This window comes from Intrasporangium mesophilum (assembly GCF_054783095.1).
In genome coordinates, this window is record NZ_BAAGRF010000058.1 from 162,148 (window position 1) to 181,901 (window position 19,754).

The window sequence follows — 19,754 nt, forward strand, 5'->3', positions numbered from 1 at the left end:
GTCAGGACGGACCGGCCTTGTAGCCGACACCGCGCACCGTCACGACGATCTCGGGGCGCTCCGGGTCGTGCTCGATCTTCGAGCGCAGGCGCTGGACGTGGACGTTGACCAGGCGCGTGTCGCCGGCGTGGCGGTAGCCCCAGACCTGCTCCAGCAGCACCTCCCGGGTGAACACCTGCCACGGCTTGCGTGCAAGCGCGACGAGCAGGTCGAACTCGAGCGGCGTCAGGGACAGCGACTGGCCGTCGCGCTTGACCGAGTGCCCGGCGACATCGATCTCGAGGTCGCCGATGGAGAGCTTCTCGGGCGCGGGCTCGTCGCCGCGACGCAGCCGGGCGCGCACCCGCGCGATGAGCTCCTGCGGCTTGAACGGCTTGACGACGTAGTCGTCCGCGCCGGACTCGAGGCCGACGACGACGTCGACCGTGTCGGTCCGGGCGGTGAGCATGACGATCGGCACGCCGCTCTCGGCACGGATGCGACGGCATACCTCCATGCCGTCCAGCCCAGGGAGCATGACGTCCAGCAGGACGAGGTCGGGACGGGAGTCGCGGAACGTCGCGACGGCCTCGGAGCCGTCGGCGACATGAGTCACCTCGAGCCCCTCGTTGCGCAGCACGATCCCGAGCATCTCGGCGAGTGCGAGGTCGTCGTCGACGACCAGAACCCGACCCTTCACGACACACTCCTTCCTGGGACCGTGTGCACGCTCCCCTGCTTCCTCAGCAAATCATCACACAGGTATGCCGTGTGACCCGTCCACGCACAAACGCCCGGGGGCGCGGGTCGGTTCCCGCAGCCCTCACGCCGACCAGTGATCGCGCCTCAGCCCTCGGTGATGTACCACTTGTCGCCCACCTTGACCGCCTTGAAGCTCGCGACGACGTCGGCGGCCATCGGCGGCTCGGTGGTGACGCTCTCGAAGGTGGCGTTGTTCCCGTTGACCGTCGCGCCCTTGATCGACAGGCCCTCGAAGGCCCCGCCGAGCTGCTTGATCTGGGCGAGCATCGGCTCGATCTTCGAGGCGCAGGCGTCCGCGGCCCCCGGGATGCTCTCGATCGTCTTGCCCTTGATGGCCATCAGGCGGCATACGTTGTCGGCGTCGCCTCCGACCATGGCGTTGAGCCAGGATGTCATCGCCAGCTCTGGCGTCGACTGGTCGACCGGGGCCCCCGTGGCAGGGGTCGTGGAGGTGTCCGACGTCGTGCCGCCGCTCGCGTTCGTCGAGGCCGATGTGGTGGTCGTGTCCGTGGACGAGGTGGACGGCTCGTTGGTCGCGGTCTTCGAACAGGCGGCGAGCGAGAACGAGATGGCCAGTGCGAGTGCACCGGTCATGAGCTTCTTCATGGAGGGAGGTCCCTGTCGGTGGCGGTCGGTGGCGGTCGGTGGCGGTCGGTGGCGGATCAGGACCCCAATCCTTGCACGGCCTGATGTGTCCGGTACGCGTAGTTGCCGGCGCAACCCGACCCGAACGGTCGGGACCGCCCGACCCAGCACGGATGACCGCGCAATCCGCCCGAACTCTCCCACTCATCCCGCCGAGCCGGGATGATCGCCGGGTGACGAGTGACGCGACCGACACCGCAGCGGCAGAGCCGCCCACGGTCCTAGCCGTCGACTCCGCGTCCGCGGCCGCCCACGACGCGGGGACCGCTAAGACGCGGGCGCGGTTGGGGGTCCTGCCGTTGCGCCTCCTGCAGTTGCTGCCCGGAGTGGCCACGGTCATCGTCGTCCTGCAGGTGATGCGTCCGGTCAACGACCCGGACACGTTCTGGCACCTCGCCGCCGGGGACCGGCTGCGCGAGACGTGGACGTTCAGCGGGCCGGACCCGTGGAGCACGATGTCGACCCTGCCGTGGCGGATGCACGAGTGGCTGCCGGAGCTGCTCATGAGCGTGGTCCAGCAGGCGTTCGGCCTCGCAGGCGTCTCGTGGCTGCTCCCGCTCGGCGCCGCCGCGATCGCTCTGACGCTGTGGGCCGTCCTCCGGCGACACGCCGGCCTGCTTGTCACTGCCGTCGTCATGCTCGTGGCACTGCTCGCCATGAGCGCCAGCATGTCGCTGCGCCCGCAGCTGGTGACCTTCGCGCTGACAGCCGTCACCGCGGGCGCCTGGCTGCGCACGCGGAACGACGGGCGGGCGCGGTGGTGGCTCATCCCGCTCACCTGGGTGTGGGCGTGCAGCCACGGGATGTGGTTCGTCGGCGTGGCGGTTGGGGTTGTTGCGCTGGTCGGCCTGTTCCTGGACAGGACGGTCCGCGGTCGCGCGTGGCTGCGTCTCGCGGTGGTGCCGTTGGGCTCCCTTGGCGTCGCGGCCCTCACACCCGTCGGTCCAGAGCTGCTTGCGGCACCGTGGGCGGTCCGCGGGTACGCGCAGTTCATCAGCGAGTGGCGCTCGCCGTCGCTGACCGACATCGGCTTCGTCGGGTTCCTGGTGCTGGCCGGGGTGGCCCTGCTCGTCTGGGTCCGGTCGCCGCGTCGACCGTCATGGACCGAGATCCTCCTGCTCGGCCTCGCCGTCGGGTTCGCGCTGCTCTACGTCCGGACCATCGCCGTGGGCGCCGCCATCGCGGCCCCGGTCACCGCCTTGGCGTTGCAGGGCGTGCTGCCGGCCGCGCCGGAGCCGGTGCGGCGCCGCGAGGTTGCCCTCACCCTGGGGCTGGCCGCCGCAGCGCTTGCCGTTGCCGGGTTCGTGGCGACGACGCGCGGAGCCGAGCCCGGCATGGGCGCGAACGACCTGGACACGCCGATCGCCGCGCTGCCTGCCGGCACCGTCCTGTGCAACGACTACACCGTCGGCGGCTGGTTGATCTGGAAGCACCCGAACGTGCGCCCGGCCATCGACGGCCGAGTCGAGGTGTACTCCGTGCAGCACATGCAGTCTTACGTCGACTTCCAGGCCGCCGTGCCGGGCTGGCAGAAGTACCTGACGCAGACGGGATGCCGGTGGGCCCTGGTTCCGAACCACCTGCCCGTCGCCGAGGCGCTCACCGCTCAGGCGCACTGGAACGTCGCCGCGCGCGGCTCGGGCTACCTGTTGCTCAGAGCACCCGGCTGAGGCCCGGCTGGGGCCCGCCCAACCTGCCAGCCAAACCTGCCCGAGCACGACGTATGCCGCCCGCCTGCGAGGCGGACGGCATACGTCCTGGTGTGGCGGGGCCGGTCGGCTCAGTAGCGGTAGTGGTCGGCCTTGTAGGGGCCCGCGACGTCGACGCCGAGGTACTCCGCCTGGCCCTTGGACAGCTCGGTGAGCCGCACGCCGAGCGCGTCGAGGTGCAGACGGGCGACCTTCTCGTCGAGGATCTTCGGCAGCGTGTAGACCTGCTTGTCGTACTCGGCCGTCTTGGTGAACAGCTCGATCTGGGCGATCGTCTGGTTGCTGAACGAGTTGCTCATGACGAAGCTCGGGTGGCCCGTCGCGTTGCCGAGGTTCATCAGCCGGCCCTCGGACAGGATGATGATCGAGCGGCCCGACGGGAACGTCCACTCGTGGACCTGCGGCTTGATCTGGGTCTTGGTGACGCCGGGCACCCGCGCCAGGCCGGCCATGTCGATCTCGTTGTCGAAGTGGCCGATGTTGGCCACGATCGCCTTGTCCTTCATCCGCTCCATGTCCTCGGCGCGGATGACGTCGTAGCAGCCGGTGGTCGTGATGAAGATGTCGGCGGTCTCGACGACGTCCTCGAGGCGGGCGACCTGGTATCCCTCCATCGCGGCCTGCAGCGCGCAGATCGGGTCGACCTCGGTGACCACGACGCGCGCGCCCTGGCCGGCGAGCGACTGGGCGCAGCCCTTGCCGACGTCGCCATAGCCGCACACGACGGCGACCTTGCCGCCGATGAGGACGTCGGTGGCGCGGTTGAGCCCGTCGATGAGCGAGTGGCGGCAGCCGTACTTGTTGTCGAACTTGCTCTTGGTCACCGCGTCGTTGACGTTGATGGCCGGGAACAGCAGGTCACCGGTGCGCGCGAGCTCGTAGAGCCGGTGCACGCCGGTCGTCGTCTCCTCGGTGACGCCCTTGATGCCGGTCGAGATGGCCGTCCACTTCTGCGGGTCGGCCGCCATCGTCTGGCGCACGAGCTCCTTGAAGACGCCGAACTCCTCCGAGTCGTCCTCGGTCGTGGCGGGGACCTGCCCGGCCTTCTCCCACTCGGCGCCCTTGTGGACGAGCATGGTGGCGTCGCCGCCGTCGTCGAGGATCATGTTGGGGCCCTCGCCACCGGGCCAGGTAAGGATCTGGTCGGTGCACCACCAGTACTCCGGCAGGGTCTCGCCCTTCCAGGCGAAGACCGGCACGCCCTGGGGGTCCTCGGGCGTCCCGTGGGGGCCGACGACGGCCGCCGCGGCCGCCTCGTCCTGCGTGGAGTAGATGTTGCACGAGGCCCAGCGGACCTCGGCGCCGAGCGCGGTGAGCGTCTCGATGAGGACCGCAGTCTGGACGGTCATGTGCAGCGACCCGGCGATGCGGGCGCCCTTGAGGGGCTGGGCGTCGGCATACTCGGCGCGGATCGCCATGAGGCCGGGCATCTCGTGCTCGGCGAGTCGGAGCTGGTGGCGGCCTGCCTCGGCGAGGCTCAGGTCGGCAACCTTGTGGTCGAAGGACATGGGTGATCTTCCTGTCGATGGTCGGTGTGCAGACCCGGCGCGCCCCTCTGGGCTCATCTGGCGGGTCATCACCCACGCCGGCGGTGCACCAGTCTAGCGAGGTCGGCCAGGCGAGGTTCCCGGCCGCGGCCGGCGCCCTGGGCCACCGTCGACTGATGAGCCCTCTTCCCCCGGGGTGGCGTCAGTGGGCGGAGGCGGGCGTCTTGCGGCGGGGCAGGACGTGCAGCACGGCGACGATGACTGCGCCGACCACGAGACCGATCAGTGCCGAGGCCAGGGTGTTGACGAGCCAGGCCAGCAGCCCGCCGACGCCGGCAACGCCGGACACCGCCTCTTCGAGGTGGTGGACCTGGTCGTACAGCCAGTGCCAGCCGAGCTCGTCGACGCCGGCGAGCAGGATGTGACCACCCACCCAGAGCATGGCCGCGATGCCGACCGTCGACAGCACCTGGAGCAGCACCGGCATGGCCTTGACCAGACCGCGCCCGACCCGCTGGGAGGCACCGGACTCGCGGGCCGCGAGCCTCAGGCCGAAGTCGTCCATCTTCACGATGAGCGCGACGACGCCGTAGACGAGTGCGGTGATGAGCAGCGCGACGATCACCAGGATGATCAGCCGCGACAGGAACGGCTCGTCCTCGACCTCGTTCAGCGCAATGACCATGATCTCGGCGGACAGGATGAAGTCGGTCCGGATCGCGCCCGTGACGACCTTGTCCTCGTCGACCGCCTCGACCGCCCCGCCGTCCTCCTCGTGGTGGCCGGACACGGCCTCCCACACCTTCTCGGCGCCCTCGTAGCACAGATAGGCACCACCGATCATGAGGATCGGGGTGAGCAGCCATGGCACGAACTGGCTGAGCAGCATTGCCGCGGGCAGGATGAAGACCAGCTTGTTGCGCAACGAGCCGAACGCGATCTTCTTGATGATCGGCACTTCTCGTTCGGGCGACAGACCTTGGACGTACCGCGGGGTCACGGCGGTGTCGTCGACCACGACCCCGGTGGCCTTGACGCTCGCCCGCGCAGCAGCGGCGCCGACGTCGTCGACCGACGCTGCCGCAAGCTTGACGAGAGCGGCGACGTCGTCGAGCAGCGCTACCAGTCCACCTGCCATGCGGACAGCCTATGGCCACCCAGCCCGCTCCCAGGAACGCATCTCAGCACGGCTGGGAGGACCGAGGGCCATGCCCTCGGCAGCTGCAGTTCAGCCCGGCGACACGAACTCCCCTGCGCCACCGGCATTCTCGTCGAGATCCAGCCCGAGCAGCGCGTTCTCGGCGACCTCCGCGAGCGCAGGGTGGATCCAGAACTGGCCGCGGGCGACGTCGCGCACATGGGTGCCGAACGCCATCGCCTGCACCAACGGCTGGATGAGGGTCGTGGCGTCGGGCCCGAGCAGGTGAGCGCCGAGAAGCTCCCCGGTGGCCGGGTCGGCGACGACCTTGCAGATGCTCGTGGTGTCCTCCATCGCCCAGCCGTATGCCGTGTCGCCGTACTTCTGGACGTACGTCACGTGCCGACGCCCGAGGTCGCGGCAGTCCTGCTCGGTGAGCCCGACGGTCGCGATCTGCGGGTGGCTGAAGATCCCCGCCGGCACGTGGGTGCGGGGCAGCAGCATGAGGTCCTCGGGGTGGACGAGGTTGTGGGCGATGGCGCGCGCCTCGGCGTTCGCGACGTGCTTGAGCTGGTGCGGCGAGCTGACGTCGCCGAGGGCCCACACTCCGGGGGCGGACGTCCGTCCGTACGCGTCGACCGCGACGCGCCCGTCCTCGTGCAGCCCGATGCCGCCCGCCTCGGCCCCGAGGTCGGCCGTGCTGGGCGACCGCCCGGTTGCCACGAGGAGCAGGTCCGCGTCGAGGACGGACTCGCCGGCCCCGTCGTCGCGGGCCGACACGAGGTGCATGCGGATCCCGTCGCCATGTCGTTCGACCCCGACCACGTCTGTGCTCGTGCGCACGTCCCACCGCCCACGCGCGAGGTCGGTGAAGGTGGTCGAGAGGTCGTCGTCGAGGTGGCGAAGCAGCAGCGGTCCACGGGCCAGGATCGTCACGCGCGATCCGAACGACGAGAAGATGTGTGCCATCTCCGCCGCGATGTAGCCGCCGCCGATGATCGCCAGACGCGCGGGCACCTCGTCGATGCGCATGATCGTGTCCGAGGTGTGGAAGGCGACGCCGGACTCGCTGACGACGTCGGGGACGTTCGGGTGGGCCCCAGCGGCGACGACCATCTGGTCGGCGGTGATCGTCTCGGCTCCGCCGTCGAGGTCGACGGTCAGCCGCCGATCGCCGGTGAACCGCGCATGGCCGAGGTAGGCCGTGGTGTTGCGGCCCTCGACCCGGTACCGCCGGCCGCTCTCGGAGATCGGGTCGATCCGGCCGAACACGCGGTCCCTGATGTCGCGCCAGCGAACCCCGTCGAGGGTCGCGTCGACGCCGTACCGCCCGGCGTCACGGACGTGCGAGGCGATGTCGGCGGCATACACGAACATCTTGCTCGGGATGCACCCCCGGTTGAGGCAGGTGCCACCGAAGGTTCCCTCTTCGACGACAGCGACCCGCCGGTCCGTGAAGTCCCGCGTGACGAGCGAGTTTCCGGAGCCGCTCCCGATGATCGCGAGGTCGAAGTGCTGCGTCACGCTGGGCAGCCTACGGGGACGTGCCCTGGCCGGGCCGCGGACGCGCCTGGGCGATGTACGGGACAGCCAGAAGGGTCAGCCGTCGCGAGCGCCGCGCAGCAGCCGGACGTGAGGGGAGGTCGCGGGGTCGTACCCCAGACCCAAGGCCAGGTACGTCGCCGCGAAGTCGGTCAGGGCCACATGGTGCGCGAGGCGCAGCAGCGGGTCGGTGGCCGGCGCGTCGACGAGCGAGACCCGCACGCCTGCATCTTCGGCGACGGACACGACTGTGTCGGTGAGCTGCCGCTCGGCGCCGTCCGACGCGTCGCGCAGCATGATCAGCCGCAGCGGCGGCCGGGTCGGCCCGTCGAGGTAGGGGTCGGCAAAGATGTCGGTGGCATCCGGCGCACCGTCGCCTCCGGCGAGAGGGCCGTCGAAGCAGGCGACGATCTGGCTCGCCGCATCCGGAAGTGCCCCGAACGCCACGGGAACCCGACCGGTCCGGCCGAACATCGCCGCGGCGCGTCGTGCCGCGACCTCGCCGAACGGCCCGTCGCCCAGGACGATCGGGGCCGACTCTGCGACCTCGGTGGCGAGCACCTTCGCGGGGTTGACGAACGACTCGGAGCTCGGCCGCGCGTCGGTCGCGCAGCGGTCGAGCACGTCGGCGACGGCCGACATCGTGTCGAGGCTCACCGGGGCCAGACCCATGGCGTCGGCGGCGATCAGGGCCGGGGTGGCCTGGGCCCACATCGAGGTGCGGGACGAGGACCCCATGGCATCGATTGGCACGTGGACGCCGCGCGCTCTCGCGCTGACGTCGGCCAGGGGTGAGTCGGAGGCGCCGATGGTCACCAGAAAGGCGCCCCTGCGGGCCGCCTCTGCCGCCAGCGCCAAGGTCCCGGCGGCACGGCCGGACTGCGACACGGCGATGACGACATCGAGGGTGCCGACCCACCCGGGCAGCGGGCCCGACGAGCAGCTCTGGACCGGTTTGGCCGACGCCCCGCGTGACACGGCCTCGAACAGCTCGGCGACGGCAGCGGAGCCTCCGGCGGCCGCCACGACGACCCCGCGAGGCTCCATCTCGCGCAACCGCTCGAGCCCGGCCTCCCCCGCCGCGACGATGGACCGCCGGACCTGAGCACCGGCGCCTGCGAGGGCACGCAACGTGTCACTGCGGTCGAGGGAGCCGATCGCGCCCTCGTCGTCGAGGCGGGTCTCGTCGAACATCGGTCGACGGACTCAGGCTTCGAAGTGGCGGGCCAGGTCGGTCAGGAGCACCGGCACGCCGGACTCGATGGGATAGGCGAGCAGGCAGGTGGGGCAACGGAGCTCGGCGATCGAGGTGGCACCGCTGGTGTGCACGGCGTCAGTCAGCTCGCCCTTGCACTTCGGGCAACGCAGGATCGCCCGAAGCCACGGCTCGACGGTCTTCTGGCTCTGGCTCACGAGGCATCTCCTGCATCTGGAGCGGTGGTGCGCCCGGTCTCGGGCGTCTCCGGCGGGTCCGGCGTCTCCATCGTCACGTCGTCCGACCTGATCAGGCCGAGCAGCTCGTCGCGGACGCGCTCCATCGTCTCACGGTCGCCCGCCTCGACGTTGAGCCGCAGCAGCGGCTCGGTGTTGGAGGCCCGCACGTTGAACCACCACATCGGGTCCTGCCCCTCGGGACAGCTCACGGTGAGGCCGTCGAGCTCGTCGGTGCCGGCGCCACGCACCTGGGCCCAAGCCCGGACCTGCTCGACGACGGCGCCCTGGTCCGCGACGGTGGAGTTGATCTCGCCGGACGCGACGTAGCGCTCATAGCTGTCGGTGATCTCCGCAAGCGGCGCAGGCTGCTCACCCAGGGCCGCAAGGACATGCATCGCCGCGAGCATCCCGGTGTCTGCGAACCAGAAGTCGCGGAAGTAGTAGTGTGCGGAGTGCTCACCGCCGAAGACGGCCCCGGCTCTGGCCATCTCGGCCTTGATGAACGAGTGGCCGACCCTGGTGCGCACCGCCGTCGCGTCCGCCTCGACGACGATCTCGCGGACCGCCCTGCTGGAGATGACGTTGTGGACGATGGACACCTCTGAGTCTCCTCCGTCCCTCGCCCGGGCGATCTCGCGGACGGCGACGAGGCCGGTGATCGCGCTCGGCGAGACGGGGTCGCCGTTCGCGTCGACGACGAAGCAGCGGTCGGCGTCGCCGTCGAACGCGAGCCCGATGTCGGCCTGGTGCTGCTTGACCGCAGCCTGCAGGTCCACGAGGTTCGCCGGGTCGAGCGGGTTGGCCTCGTGGTTCGGGAAGGTGCCGTCCAGCTCGAAGTAAAGGGGCACGATCTCGAGTGGCAGCTCGGGCAGACCGGCCGACGTGCCGAGGACGGCCGGGACCGTGTGGCCGCCCATGCCGTTGCCGGCGTCGACGACGACCTTGAGCGGTCGTGATGCCGACAGGTCGACGAGCCCGCGCAGGAAGCCGGCGTAGTCGGCGAGCAGATCGCGCGTCGTGACCGAGCCGGGCCCGTCCGCGGGCGCCGCAAGACCGCTGCCGCCGTCGAGCATCCACTGCGCGAGGTCCCGGATCTCGACGAGCCCGGAGTCCTGGCCGACCGGACGCGCTGCCGAACGGCACAGCTTGATGCCGTTGTACTGGGCCGGGTTGTGGCTCGCGGTGAACATCGCGCCGGGCAGGCCGAGGGCGCCGCTGGCGTAGTAGAGGCCGTCGGTGGAGCAGAGCCCGATGTGGGTCACGTCGACGCCCCGGGACGTCACTCCGGCAGCGAACGCGGTGGAGAGCTCAGGTGAGCTCGGCCGCATGTCGTGCCCGATCACGACTCCCGAAGCGCCGTCGGGGATGGCCACGACCTCGGCGAACGAGGCACCGATCGCGTACGCCACCTCGGGGGAGAGCTGGTCGGGAACGATCCCGCGTACGTCGTAGGCCTTGACGAAGTCGGTGAGCTGGGGCACGACGCCCACCCTAGTGGTCAGGAGTCGCGCAGGATTCGCAGGTGCCCCCGCCGCCCGGCCTCGACGACCCCCGACTCTGCCTCGGCGGCCACCTGGCCGCGGGCGCTCGGATGCCCGCTGGCGCGTGCCTGGGACGGGGTGGCGGCCGCGGGCCGGGGCGTCCGCGGCCGTCCGGCCTCACGAACCGCGTCGGCCAGGGCGAGCAGGTCGTCATCCGCCAGCACGGGCTCGGGGAAGTCACCGCCGACGCGGACGACGTCCCAGCCGCGCGGGGCGGTCATGCGCTCGGCGTGCTCGAGGCACAGGTCGTACGTGTGGGGCTCGGCATAGGTTGCGAGCGGCCCGACGACGACTGCTCGGTCGGCATACGCGTAGGTCAGTGTCGCGACGGCGGGACGGGCACATCCCGTCTTCGAGCACCCACGTGTCAGACCCACGACCCGGACTCTAGTCGGCACGTCCGACAGCGACGGTGCACCACGCCGCACGCCCGCACGATCTGAGTGCCACGAGCTGCTGCTCGCGTCCCGGGGACGCTCGCGGGGCCTCGCTCTCGTCTGCGTCCGCGCAGATCCGGGTGCGATCTAGAGTGGTGCCGTGGGCACCTCCGAGATCGAGATCCAGGGTCGCGGACACCGTCGCGACCGGCACGGCCGGGGCCTTCGCGGACCCCTCGCCTGGCCGCCGGTCCCGGCCATGACCTCGAGACGCGACGAGTTCGACGACTTCGTCCTCGATGCGGCTGCTCGGCTCGAGGCCACCTGCGGGCGCGCTTTCCCCGCAGTGGAGTTCGCGGTCGAGGATGTGCCTCGTGGCCCGGCGCCGTGGGACCACCGCGAGGTGCCACTCGGGCGCCTCTACCCGGCCACCGGGTCCCGGCCGGCCCGCATCGTCGTCTACCGCCGGCCGGTCGAGACGAGGGTGAGCGACCGGCGCGACGTGGCCGCACTCGTCGCCGACATCGTGACCGAGCAGGTGGCCGGCCTCCTCGGTGTCTCCCCCGAGGATCTGGATCCCGGGTTCGGCGAGTAGTTCTGGGCCCGGCTCAGTTGCGCACCTGGCGGACCGGGAGCGACAAGGCCCGCAGCGGCGCGTCGGTGAGCGAGGCGACAGAGTAGAGCGGGACCCCGGAGTCGGCACCCACCACCGACACGGCACCCCGCAGCCCGGTACCGGAAGGCACGACCCAGACGGCGTCGGCATCCCCGAGGTCCACGACGCGCGTCGAGTCGGCAGGGACGTCCACGGTGGTCGTTCGGCCGGTCGCACCCGACCCGATCCGCACCTGGGCGCTGGACGCCGTCGAACCGGTGCTGAGCAGCAGCCGCTTGGTCGTGCCTCCGAGCGCCGGGAGCGCGAGGCCCGAGACGCCACGCAGGGCGGGTGTTGCCGGGGACCACGCGAAGTCACCCATGTGGTCGGCTGTGGTCGCACGTCGCTCGGTCCACGCCGAGGCGACGACCGGCTGGTCGGAGCGCAGCCCGAGGCCGACCGCACCGGACGCTCCCGGGACCTGCACGGCAGTGGTCGACTGGCCAGGGACCCGGACTGCTCGCAGGACCTCCGGCTGCACCGCACCTTTGTCGGTGAGGACGCGGACCTGGACGAGCGCCTCGGTGTCACCGAGGTTGGCGATCCGCACCCAGACCGCGCCGCTGACGTCGACGCCCGCGATGACGAGGTCCTTCGACGGCGGGGCAGCGCGGGTGCCGTCGTCGATGCCGCGCGCGGTCGCCCCGTCGATCCACTGCTCATCGAGCACGGCGGACACCACCCCGCCGGTCGCGGTGACGTGCACGACGGGCCCCGGCTCGTCCGGAGCGAGCGCGTCGAGCGAGATCACGGCCCTGGACAGCGGCGGGATCGACACCGAGCGGTCGTCCGTGCCGGGAAGCCGTCCCTTGGTGCCGAAGATCTCGAACGACGCCGTCACCGCGTTGGCTCCGGGGTTGCTGACGATCAGCCGCTCGGTGCGCGACGCGCCGGACCCTCCGGCGACGAGCCAGACATCCGACGAGGGGGGCTGGCACGGTGTCACGGCCAGGCCTCGGTCATCGTCACCGGTATGCCGCCAGACCTGGGTCGCCACGGCGCCGGGCGCCAGTGCGCTCTTGGCTCGCGCGACGACGGGGTATGCCGCCGTGACCGGTGCGCTCACGACCTGGCCACTCTGCCCACCGGAGGAGAGCGTGGTCGGGTCCGGGCCGCCTTCCAGGGTCACGGTGCCGGAGCCCCCGTGGGGCACGCCTGAGACGAGGCCTCCCGGGAGCGGCACCACTGCGGTCACCACGTCGCCCTTGACGTCACGCAGGCCCACGGCACCGAGTCGCTGCTGGCCCGGACAGACGAGTGTCGCCTGGTCGACGAGCACGCTCGAGGAGTCGGGAAGTCCGGCTCCGCTGTGCCGGTCGGCGAGCTGGACCGAACCGCTGACGTGCGTCGCGGCGACCGCGAGCGCGGCCGCGGTGAGCGTCACCGCGCCGACCCGGGCGACCCCTCCGAGATGCCTCATGCCCGCCTCCTCGACCGTCGGTTGCCGAACGGCAAGGCCATGAAGACGACAAAGCCGAGCAGCAAGGCCTGACCCAGGCGCCACCACGGCTGGCCGGCTGCGAGGTCGACGGTCAGCTGACCCGCGCCGGGCGGCACGGCATACGTCGGCTGAGCTGCGCCCTTGACGGGCTCCAGCAGCCGCCCGTCGAAGCTGACCGCAGCGTGGTCGGCCCACTCGAGCGGCTCGGCCAGGACGAGGAAGCGGGTCCCGCTCCCGGACTTCGGCGCGGCCTCGAGGGAGGCGTGGACAGCGGAGTGCGGACCGATGGTCGGCACGACCGCGATGAGCCTGCCGGACGCGTCGACGAGGCGCGCCCGCGACGGAGCGCTGGCCGCCTCGGCACCCTGAGCCGGGGCGATCGGCTGCACCTTCCAGAGGATGCCCTGGTCGCTCGTGCCGAGCCGGCTCAGCCCCTGGCCGGAGTCGATGCGGCGCGCGGTCGCCGAGTCGGCGCCCGCCTTGGCCTGCACGAAGCCGATGCCGAGCCGCGCCAGCGCGGCGGAGTCGAGCGCGTCCGCCTCGCGCCCACCGACGAAGGTGGCGACGGCGTCGACGAGGGGCCGTTCGTCAGCGTCGGGGACGCGGTCGAGGTCGCGCAGGAGCTCGCCAGGCTCCTGCCCGGAGAGGACGAAGTCGACGACGTCGTCCGACGGTCGGATCACGAGAAGCCGGTTGGCGGTGGGCCCGTTGGCCTGCTCGACCGCTACGGCCGGCAGCGCCGCCTGGCCGACCGACAGGCTGCGGCCGGTCCCCTCGACGCCCCACAGGGCGGCGCCCGCCGCGAGCGGCAGCACGACGAGGCTGACCGCACCGACGGCTCCGACGAAACCCCACCTCCGGCCCGGCCGGTCGAGCTGGGCCAGGACGGACCGGCTGCCCGCGAGCAGCCCGACGACGATCCCGGCGAACCACAGCTGCAGGCCCACACCCGCCCAGAGGCGGGCGTCTCCGGACTCGCCGACGCCCGTCTCAGCAGAGCCGAGCACGAAACGGCTCGATGCCAGCGCGATAGCGAGACCCGCCACCACCATCGCGCCGCCGGCAGCAAGGCCGGCCGTCTCGGCGCGGCTGCGGGAGCGGGTCGCGTAGCCGAGGACGCCGAGGACGACGACGGGCAGGAGCAGCCACAGCGCGGTGGACCCGCGGCCCGCCTGCGCGAGGGCGCTGGTGAGCGGCTCCCACGGGCTCGGTGCGGCGTCGGTCGACACGAGCCCTGGACCGCTCGCGAGCAGCGCAGGGTCCTCGAGGAGCCGCACGACCCAAGGCCCGAGCAGCGCGGTGGGCACGACGAGAAGCACCAGCGCGCGTGCTCGGCGCAGGCCCGGACCGACGACGAGCAGGACGAGCGCGGCCACGACAGAGAGCGCGAGGTAGGGCGGCGCGAAAGCGCCGAGGACGGCCGTGGCCAGTGCCGTGGCGAACGTCGCGGTGAAGGTGCCGTCCCCCCGTGCGGCAAGACAGAAGCCGGCCAGGACCAGCGGCAGCAGGACATGGGCGACCGCGAACGTCAGGCGGCCTTGCGCCACGCCGGTGGTGAGCACACCCGCGGTGGCCCAGGCGAACGCCGCCACGGCGCGAGCCACCCGGGACGAGGTGACGACACGTCCCGCGAGGTATGCCGTCGACGCGGACAGGGCGGGAGCGAGGAACAGCAGCCAGGCGATGGTCACGCCCGCCGTCGACCGGCTGTCGGCCACACCGGGCACCCGCTCGGCGATCCAGGTGAGACCAGCGAGCACCGCGAGGTGCGGTCCGGACTCCGTGCCGGTGCCCAGGCCGGCGCCGTGCCAGGCGTCACGGAAGGCGTGCCAGAGCCCGGACGACCCCGTGGTGACGGCGCGCAGCTCACCTCCCGCGAGGCCGACGCGGGTCGGCGACAGTGCTCCCGCACGCAGGGCGTCTCGCCAGGCAGCGGTCGTGGCGACCAGGGTGGCCGCGACAGCCAGCAGCCCGGGATGCGTCAGGAGCCGCCGAGGCAGCGAGGCCGGAAGGTTGTCGAGCGACTCGGACTCCTCGGCCACCGGGCCCGTCTCGGTCGTGGTCGCAACCTCGCGCCTGGCCCCGGCACGCTCGGGTGCAACCGCGTCCTGGATCTGGTCGAAGGTGGCACGCGCCGCGACGGACGGGGGGACGAACAGCGACCCCAGGTCGCCGCTGTGCAGGCGCCTCGTGCGGCGGCTGCGCCACCGTGCGCCCGTCGTGGCCACCGGGTGCAGGACCGCCGACAGGTCCGTGATCTCCCGCCAGGCCCGGCGCGGGCGCTTCGCGACGAGGAGCATGACTGCCGCGACGAGCGCGGCCAGCACCATCCACACCACGAGCAGGGGTGACAGGAGCAGCGAGCAGCGAGCCAGCGCGACCTGCCGGGCGGCGCGGCGCGCCCTCCGCTCGATGTCACCGGGACGCGGGGCTCCCGTGCGACGGCCGTCAAGGCTCGCGGACGCGTCGCGCACGACGGCGGCGGGCACGACGACGACGCGATGTCCGGCGAGCTGGGCCCGCCAGCCGAGGTCGAGACCAGCACCTTCGGCGACGAAGGTGCGGTCGAACCCGCCGAGGTCGTCATAGACCGAGCGACGCACGAGCATCCCGCTCGTGCTGACGGCGAGGACGTCGGTGCGGTGGTCGTACTGCCCCTGGTCGACCTCGCCGCGCGCGGGTGACCCGAGCAGGCGCCCCGTGCGCGTGACCTGGATGCCCAGGCCGACGAGGCGGCGCTGGTCGTCCCAGCTGACCAGCTTCGGACCGACGATGCCGACCGACTTGGACCGGAGCCCGGCATGGAGCAGCACTGCGAGCGCGTTCGCCCTGGGGACGGAGTCGTCGTGCAGCACCCACACCCAGCCGGACCGCTCACCGGGGAGCTGCTGCATACCGTGCTCGATGGCTCGGCCGACAGGAACCGCGGCGTCGAGCGTGACGATCCGAACGGATCCGACGGCCTGGCGTACGCGCTGGTGCGCGCGGGCGATCGCGACCGACGTGTCGCTGCTTGCGACGTCGACGATGACGAGCCGGGCCGGCGGCAGTGTCTGTGCGGCGATGCCGTCTAGACACTGCGCCAGCCAGGCGGCTCCGTCGTGCACGACGACGATCGCGTCGACCAGTCCGGTGGGTCGGGGTCCTGTGGAGGGAGGGGCGGACACCGATCCAGACGGGGATCCCCCCGCGGTGGCGGAGGTGGTCAGGTCAGCGGCGAGCTCGTCGGGCACAGCGGTCACCTTCACCCGGACACCTGCTCGGAGCCGGGTCGGAACCACACGGTCAGACCGCGCGCTTCTTCAGCTTGCGGCGCTCCCGTTCTGACAACCCACCCCAGATGCCGAACCTCTCGTCATTGGCGAGGGCGTACTCGAGGCACTCGGCGCGCACCTCGCACCCCACGCAGACCTTCTTGGCCTCGCGGGTGGAACCGCCCTTCTCGGGGAAGAACGCCTCCGGGTCGGTCTGGGCGCAGAGCGAACGCTCCTGCCAGGAGAGCTCGCTCTCCCCGCCACCCGGATCCGACATGACCAACATCAACTCGTGCATGACCCCTCCTCGACCCTGACTTCCACTTGTGTCAGCACTGGCTGCATCCGGCGATACCGTTCCCGTGCGAGCGGGGTGCGAGAGCTGGCTGCCCACGCACGGTTCCGACCACCACGACGACCGACTTCAACGAATACAACAATGAAATTACAAGCGTGTCATACCCCGTGAGTCAAGCCCGTTAGTGATATTCGCTCCGCCCGATGACTCCACACCGACCCCGCGACGCGCTGGCCCTGGGTGCGGCTGAGAGGATCGGCGCATGCGCATCACAGCCCTGGCCGGCGGAGTCGGCGGAGCCCGGTTCCTTCGTGGCCTGCTGCATCACGTCGAGCGTGCCCGCACCGCCCCCGGCCCGGTGCGGGATGCCCTCGCCGGCCCCGACGAGCCGGTCGAGCTGACGGTCATCGGCAACACCGGCGACGACATCACGCTGTTCGGCCTGCGCGTGTGCCCGGACCTCGACACGCTCCTCTACACCCTCGGCGGAGGCATCCACGAGGGGCAGGGCTGGGGGCGGGCCGACGAGACTCACAACGTGGCCGCCGAGCTGGCCGAGCTGGGCGCCACTCCCACGTGGTTCACCCTGGGCGACAAGGACTTCGGCACTCACGTCTTCCGCTCGCAGCTGCTCGGCCAGGGTATGCCGCTCAGCGCGGTCGTCGAGCGGCTGGCCCTGCGCTGGGGGCTGGACCGCCAGGGGGTCCGGCTGCTGCCGATGACCGACACCCCGGTGGAGACCCACGTCGTCGTCGACGAGGACGGCGCGCAGCGCGCGATCCATTTCCAGGAGTGGTGGGTCCGGCACCGGGCCGAGCTCCCGGCTGAGCGCTTCGTCGTCGCGGGGCTCGACCACGCCGCGGCGGCTCCGGGCGTCCTCGACGCGATCCGTGACGCCGACGTCGTGATCCTGCCGCCGAGCAACCCGGTCGTCTCGATCGGCATCATCCTCGGCGTGCCCGGGGTGCGCGACGCGCTCCGGGGCAGCCGGGCACCGGTCGTCGGGGTCTCTCCGCTCGTCGGGGGCCGTCCCGTCCGCGGGCACGCCGACGTGTGTCTTCGCACGATCGGCGTCGAGGAGACCAGCGCTGCCGTGGCCGGTCTCTATGCCGACTTCCTCGACGGCTGGCTCGTCGACGAGGAGGACCCGATGCAGGCGCGGCCCGGGCTCGAGGTCCTCCACCGGCCCCTGCTCATGACCTCGGTCGACGCGGCCGGGGCGATCGCCGGGGCCGCGCTGGACCTGGGCCTGCGGTTGCGCTCCGAGCGGGCACCCGCATGACCGACATGACCGCCGGGACCGCCGGGACCGGCGCGGGCGAGCCGGACGTCCCCACCGACAGCGTCACCGGGCCCGTGACGATCACCCCGCTCACCGGCATACCCGAGGTGCGCGAAGGCGACGACCTCACCTCGCTCGTCGACCTCGGCCTCGAGCACGCCGGCGTGCGCCTCGCCGACGGCGATGTCGTCGTCGTGTCCAGCAAGATCGCCAGCAAGGCGCTCGGCCTGGTCACCCACGACCCCGACAAGGACCGGGTCGTGGCCGGGGAGACCGAGTATGTCGTCGCAGAGCGGACCGCCGGCGACCGGGTGACCCGGATCGTGCGGGCCAAGGCCGGGCCGATCATGGCCGCGGCGGGTGTCGACGGCTCCAACACCGGCGAGCGCGGCGGATGGCTGCTGCTCCCCCACGACCCCGATCGGGTGTGCGAGCAGATCCACGACGGCCTCGGCGCGCGGCACGGCGTCCGGGTCGGCGTCGTCCTCAGCGACACGGCGGGTCGTCCATGGCGGGTCGGTCAGGTCGACTTCGCGCTCGGCGCCCACGGCCTGCGCGTCCTCGACGACCTCCGCGGGGGTGTCGACGCCGACGGCAAGCCGTTGGAGGTCACGACGCGAGCGCTTGCCGACGAGATCGCCTCGGCCGCCGATCTGGCCAAGGGGAAGGTGGCGGCGGTGCCGGCTGCGGTCGTGCGCGGCCTGCGCAACATCCTCGTCGACGAGCCGCTCGAGAGCCACGCGCGCGGTCGCGACCTGGTGCGCACCGGGCCTGGCGACTGGTTCGGCTACGGTCGCGCGGAGGCGGTGCGGGCCGCCCTCGGCGTCGAGCCCGGCACCGACGTCGCCCTCGAGGTCGGGATCGCCCCGGCCGGACCGGACACCCGAATCGATGCCGTGTCCCGGGCTGTGCGCGCGGCACTCCACGGCGTCGACTCGGCCACCGCCGACCTGGGACCGCTCACCGTCACTCTCGGCGCCGACACGCCATACGAGCTCGGCATGGTCGTCGCGCGCCTGCAGGCCGCCCTGTGGTGCGAGCTCCTTCAGGGAGATGCCGAGACGCCGTCGGCGGACGGGCTCTCCGTGGTCGTCCACATCAGCGCCGACCATTCCTGAGGCGCGCAGCCCCCCGGGCGCTCACCCGACCATGAAGACCACCTTGCCGAAGACGTCGCCGTCGACCATCCGCGCGAACCCGTCGCGAGCCTGAGCCAGCGACAGCACCGAGTCGACGGCCGGCTCGATCCGCTGCTGCACGACCAGCTGCGCCAGCTGGGCGAGCTCCTCCCGGGTCCCCATCGTCGAGCCGACGATGCGCAGCTGCCGGAAGAAGATCTTGGTCAGCTCCGCCTTGCTCGGGGCGTCGCCGGACGTCGCACCCGAGATGACGATGGTGCCGCCCGAGCGCAGCGAGTTGACCGAGTGCGACCAGGTCGCCGCCCCGACGGTCTCCATCACGGCGTCGACGCGGTCGGGCAGCCGCTCACCGCTGGCGAAGACGCGGTCGGCGCCGATGTCCAGCGCCCGCCGGCCGCGGGCCTCGTCCCGGGAGGTGACCCACATCCGGTACCCGGCGGCTGAGCCCAGCTGCACCAGGGCGGTCGCCACTCCCCCGCCCGCGCCCTGGACGAGCACGGTGCCACCCGGCCGGACGCCGGAGTTGGTGAACAGCATCCGATATGCCGTGAGCCACGCCGTCGAGAGGCAGGCCGCCGTCTCCCACGACATCGACTCGGGCTTCGGCACGACGTTGGTCGCCGGCACGACGACCTTCTCCGCCAGAGTTCCGTCGTGCAGCTCCGACAGGAGCGTGCGTCGTGGGTCGAGCGTCTCCTCGCCGCGCCAGCCGTCCGAGGGCACGACGGAGTGGATGATGACCTCGTTGCCCTGCTCGTCGACGCCGGCGCCGTCGCAGCCGAGCACCATGGGCAGCCTGTCTGCGGGCAGCCCGACGCCGCGCAGAGACCAGACGTCGTGGTGGTTGAGAGCGGCTGCCTTGAGGTCGACCGTGACCCAGCCAGGAGGCGGCGTCGGGTCCGGGCGCTCGCCGACGACGAGACCCGAAAGCGGGTCGGATGCGGACTGACTTGCGGCGTAGGCAGCGAGCATTCCAGCACCATACTGACCGGGCTCTGCGCCGGGTCCGGCCCGTGACCGATGACACGCGTCACGTCCTCCGGACGCGGCACGCCGAGAGGACGCCGCCGG

At 71.9% G+C, this 19,754-nt stretch carries 17 protein-coding genes; 4 read left to right on the plus strand and 13 right to left on the minus strand.

The features are described from left to right. Window position 1 precedes the first annotated feature (1 nt). Window positions 2-679 carry an MtrAB system response regulator MtrA gene (gene mtrA / locus ACYVLP_RS26075; RefSeq protein ID WP_452271183.1) on the minus strand — a complete coding sequence of 226 codons (678 nt, stop codon included), beginning with the start codon at window positions 677-679 and terminating at the stop codon, window positions 2-4. Between the two features lie 146 nt (window positions 680-825). Then, window positions 826-1,347, minus strand: coding sequence for a hypothetical protein (locus ACYVLP_RS26080; protein ID WP_460630191.1), 522 nt, complete (start codon window positions 1,345-1,347; stop codon window positions 826-828). Between the two features lie 212 nt (window positions 1,348-1,559). Here ACYVLP_RS26080 and ACYVLP_RS26085 point away from each other — a divergent pair, with 212 nt between their 5' ends. Continuing rightward, the gene (locus tag ACYVLP_RS26085; RefSeq protein ID WP_460630192.1) at window positions 1,560-3,056 is read left to right on the plus strand and encodes a hypothetical protein; all 1,497 of its coding nucleotides are present in this window, start codon (window positions 1,560-1,562) and stop codon (window positions 3,054-3,056) included. A 110-nt stretch (window positions 3,057-3,166) separates the two neighbouring features. Here ACYVLP_RS26085 and ahcY read toward each other — a convergent pair whose 3' ends face one another. The 7 genes from ahcY to ACYVLP_RS26120 all read right to left on the minus strand — a co-directional run bounded on the left by ahcY (window position 3,167) and on the right by ACYVLP_RS26120 (window position 10,614). Beyond that, window positions 3,167-4,603, minus strand: coding sequence for an adenosylhomocysteinase (ahcY, locus tag ACYVLP_RS26090; RefSeq protein WP_460630193.1), 1,437 nt, complete (start codon window positions 4,601-4,603; stop codon window positions 3,167-3,169). A gap of 181 nt (window positions 4,604-4,784) precedes the next feature. Continuing rightward, the gene (locus tag ACYVLP_RS26095; protein WP_460630194.1) at window positions 4,785-5,720 is read right to left on the minus strand and encodes a DUF808 domain-containing protein; all 936 of its coding nucleotides are present in this window, start codon (window positions 5,718-5,720) and stop codon (window positions 4,785-4,787) included. Between the two features lie 90 nt (window positions 5,721-5,810). Then, complete coding sequence (locus ACYVLP_RS26100) at window positions 5,811-7,244, minus strand: mycothione reductase (protein ID WP_460630195.1); 1,434 nt, start codon at window positions 7,242-7,244, stop codon at window positions 5,811-5,813. Window positions 7,245-7,319: 75 nt separating this feature from the next. Further along, window positions 7,320-8,456 carry an SIS domain-containing protein gene (locus ACYVLP_RS26105; protein ID WP_460630196.1) on the minus strand — a complete coding sequence of 379 codons (1,137 nt, stop codon included), beginning with the start codon at window positions 8,454-8,456 and terminating at the stop codon, window positions 7,320-7,322. Between the two features lie 12 nt (window positions 8,457-8,468). Next, on the minus strand, window positions 8,469-8,675 hold the full coding sequence (locus ACYVLP_RS26110) for a Trm112 family protein (protein ID WP_452271176.1): 207 nt from the start codon (window positions 8,673-8,675) through the stop codon (window positions 8,469-8,471). Then, a complete protein-coding gene (locus ACYVLP_RS26115) occupies window positions 8,672-10,177 on the minus strand; it encodes a phosphomannomutase/phosphoglucomutase (protein WP_460630197.1) in 1,506 nt (501 codons plus the stop codon). Before ACYVLP_RS26115 ends, ACYVLP_RS26110 begins: the two co-directional genes overlap by 4 nt. 17 nt (window positions 10,178-10,194) lie before the next feature. Further along, window positions 10,195-10,614 carry a DUF3499 domain-containing protein gene (locus ACYVLP_RS26120; protein WP_460630198.1) on the minus strand — a complete coding sequence of 140 codons (420 nt, stop codon included), beginning with the start codon at window positions 10,612-10,614 and terminating at the stop codon, window positions 10,195-10,197. Between the two features lie 160 nt (window positions 10,615-10,774). On the opposite strand from ACYVLP_RS26120, the gene ACYVLP_RS26125 reads away from it, so the two are divergent. After that, window positions 10,775-11,209: a metallopeptidase family protein gene (locus ACYVLP_RS26125; protein WP_460630199.1), complete on the plus strand. Its 435-nt coding sequence runs from the start codon at window positions 10,775-10,777 to the stop codon at window positions 11,207-11,209. A gap of 13 nt (window positions 11,210-11,222) precedes the next feature. Here ACYVLP_RS26125 and ACYVLP_RS26130 read toward each other — a convergent pair whose 3' ends face one another. Genes ACYVLP_RS26130 through ACYVLP_RS26140 form a run of 3 tightly spaced genes read right to left on the minus strand, consistent with a single transcriptional unit; the run spans window position 11,223 to window position 16,262 of the window. Continuing rightward, window positions 11,223-12,689, minus strand: coding sequence for a DUF5719 family protein (locus tag ACYVLP_RS26130; protein ID WP_460630200.1), 1,467 nt, complete (start codon window positions 12,687-12,689; stop codon window positions 11,223-11,225). After that, window positions 12,686-15,958: a glycosyltransferase family 2 protein gene (locus tag ACYVLP_RS26135; protein ID WP_460630201.1), complete on the minus strand. Its 3,273-nt coding sequence runs from the start codon at window positions 15,956-15,958 to the stop codon at window positions 12,686-12,688. Before ACYVLP_RS26135 ends, ACYVLP_RS26130 begins: the two co-directional genes overlap by 4 nt. A gap of 37 nt (window positions 15,959-15,995) precedes the next feature. Next, on the minus strand, window positions 15,996-16,262 hold the full coding sequence (locus ACYVLP_RS26140) for a WhiB family transcriptional regulator (protein WP_452271170.1): 267 nt from the start codon (window positions 16,260-16,262) through the stop codon (window positions 15,996-15,998). A gap of 262 nt (window positions 16,263-16,524) precedes the next feature. Here ACYVLP_RS26140 and cofD point away from each other — a divergent pair, with 262 nt between their 5' ends. Both cofD and ACYVLP_RS26150 read left to right on the plus strand, forming a co-directional pair. Next, a complete protein-coding gene (cofD, locus tag ACYVLP_RS26145; protein ID WP_460630202.1) occupies window positions 16,525-17,544 on the plus strand; it encodes a 2-phospho-L-lactate transferase in 1,020 nt (339 codons plus the stop codon). Beyond that, entirely contained in the window at window positions 17,541-18,662 is a 1,122-nt protein-coding gene (locus ACYVLP_RS26150; protein ID WP_460630203.1) for a coenzyme F420-0:L-glutamate ligase, read from the plus strand. The genes cofD and ACYVLP_RS26150 overlap by 4 nt, the downstream gene beginning before the upstream one ends. Window positions 18,663-18,683: 21 nt before the next feature. Here the strand turns inward: ACYVLP_RS26150 and ACYVLP_RS26155 are convergent, their stop codons facing one another. Further along, complete coding sequence (locus tag ACYVLP_RS26155) at window positions 18,684-19,655, minus strand: zinc-binding dehydrogenase (protein ID WP_460630204.1); 972 nt, start codon at window positions 19,653-19,655, stop codon at window positions 18,684-18,686. Window positions 19,656-19,754 lie beyond the last annotated feature (99 nt).

Coding starts and splice junctions, on each gene's coding strand:
- ACYVLP_RS26080 (WP_460630191.1), bottom strand. CDS start 1,347: ATGAAGAAGCTCATGACCGGTGCACTCGCACTGGCCATCTCGTTCTCG.
- ahcY (WP_460630193.1), bottom strand. CDS start 4,603: ATGTCCTTCGACCACAAGGTTGCCGACCTGAGCCTCGCCGAGGCAGGC.
- ACYVLP_RS26095 (WP_460630194.1), bottom strand. CDS start 5,720: ATGGCAGGTGGACTGGTAGCGCTGCTCGACGACGTCGCCGCTCTCGTC.
- ACYVLP_RS26105 (WP_460630196.1), bottom strand. CDS start 8,456: ATGTTCGACGAGACCCGCCTCGACGACGAGGGCGCGATCGGCTCCCTC.
- ACYVLP_RS26130 (WP_460630200.1), bottom strand. CDS start 12,689: ATGAGGCATCTCGGAGGGGTCGCCCGGGTCGGCGCGGTGACGCTCACC.
- ACYVLP_RS26140 (WP_452271170.1), bottom strand. CDS start 16,262: ATGCACGAGTTGATGTTGGTCATGTCGGATCCGGGTGGCGGGGAGAGC.
- cofD (WP_460630202.1), top strand. CDS start 16,525: ATGCGCATCACAGCCCTGGCCGGCGGAGTCGGCGGAGCCCGGTTCCTT.
- ACYVLP_RS26150 (WP_460630203.1), top strand. CDS start 17,541: ATGACCGACATGACCGCCGGGACCGCCGGGACCGGCGCGGGCGAGCCG.
- ACYVLP_RS26155 (WP_460630204.1), bottom strand. CDS start 19,655: ATGCTCGCTGCCTACGCCGCAAGTCAGTCCGCATCCGACCCGCTTTCG.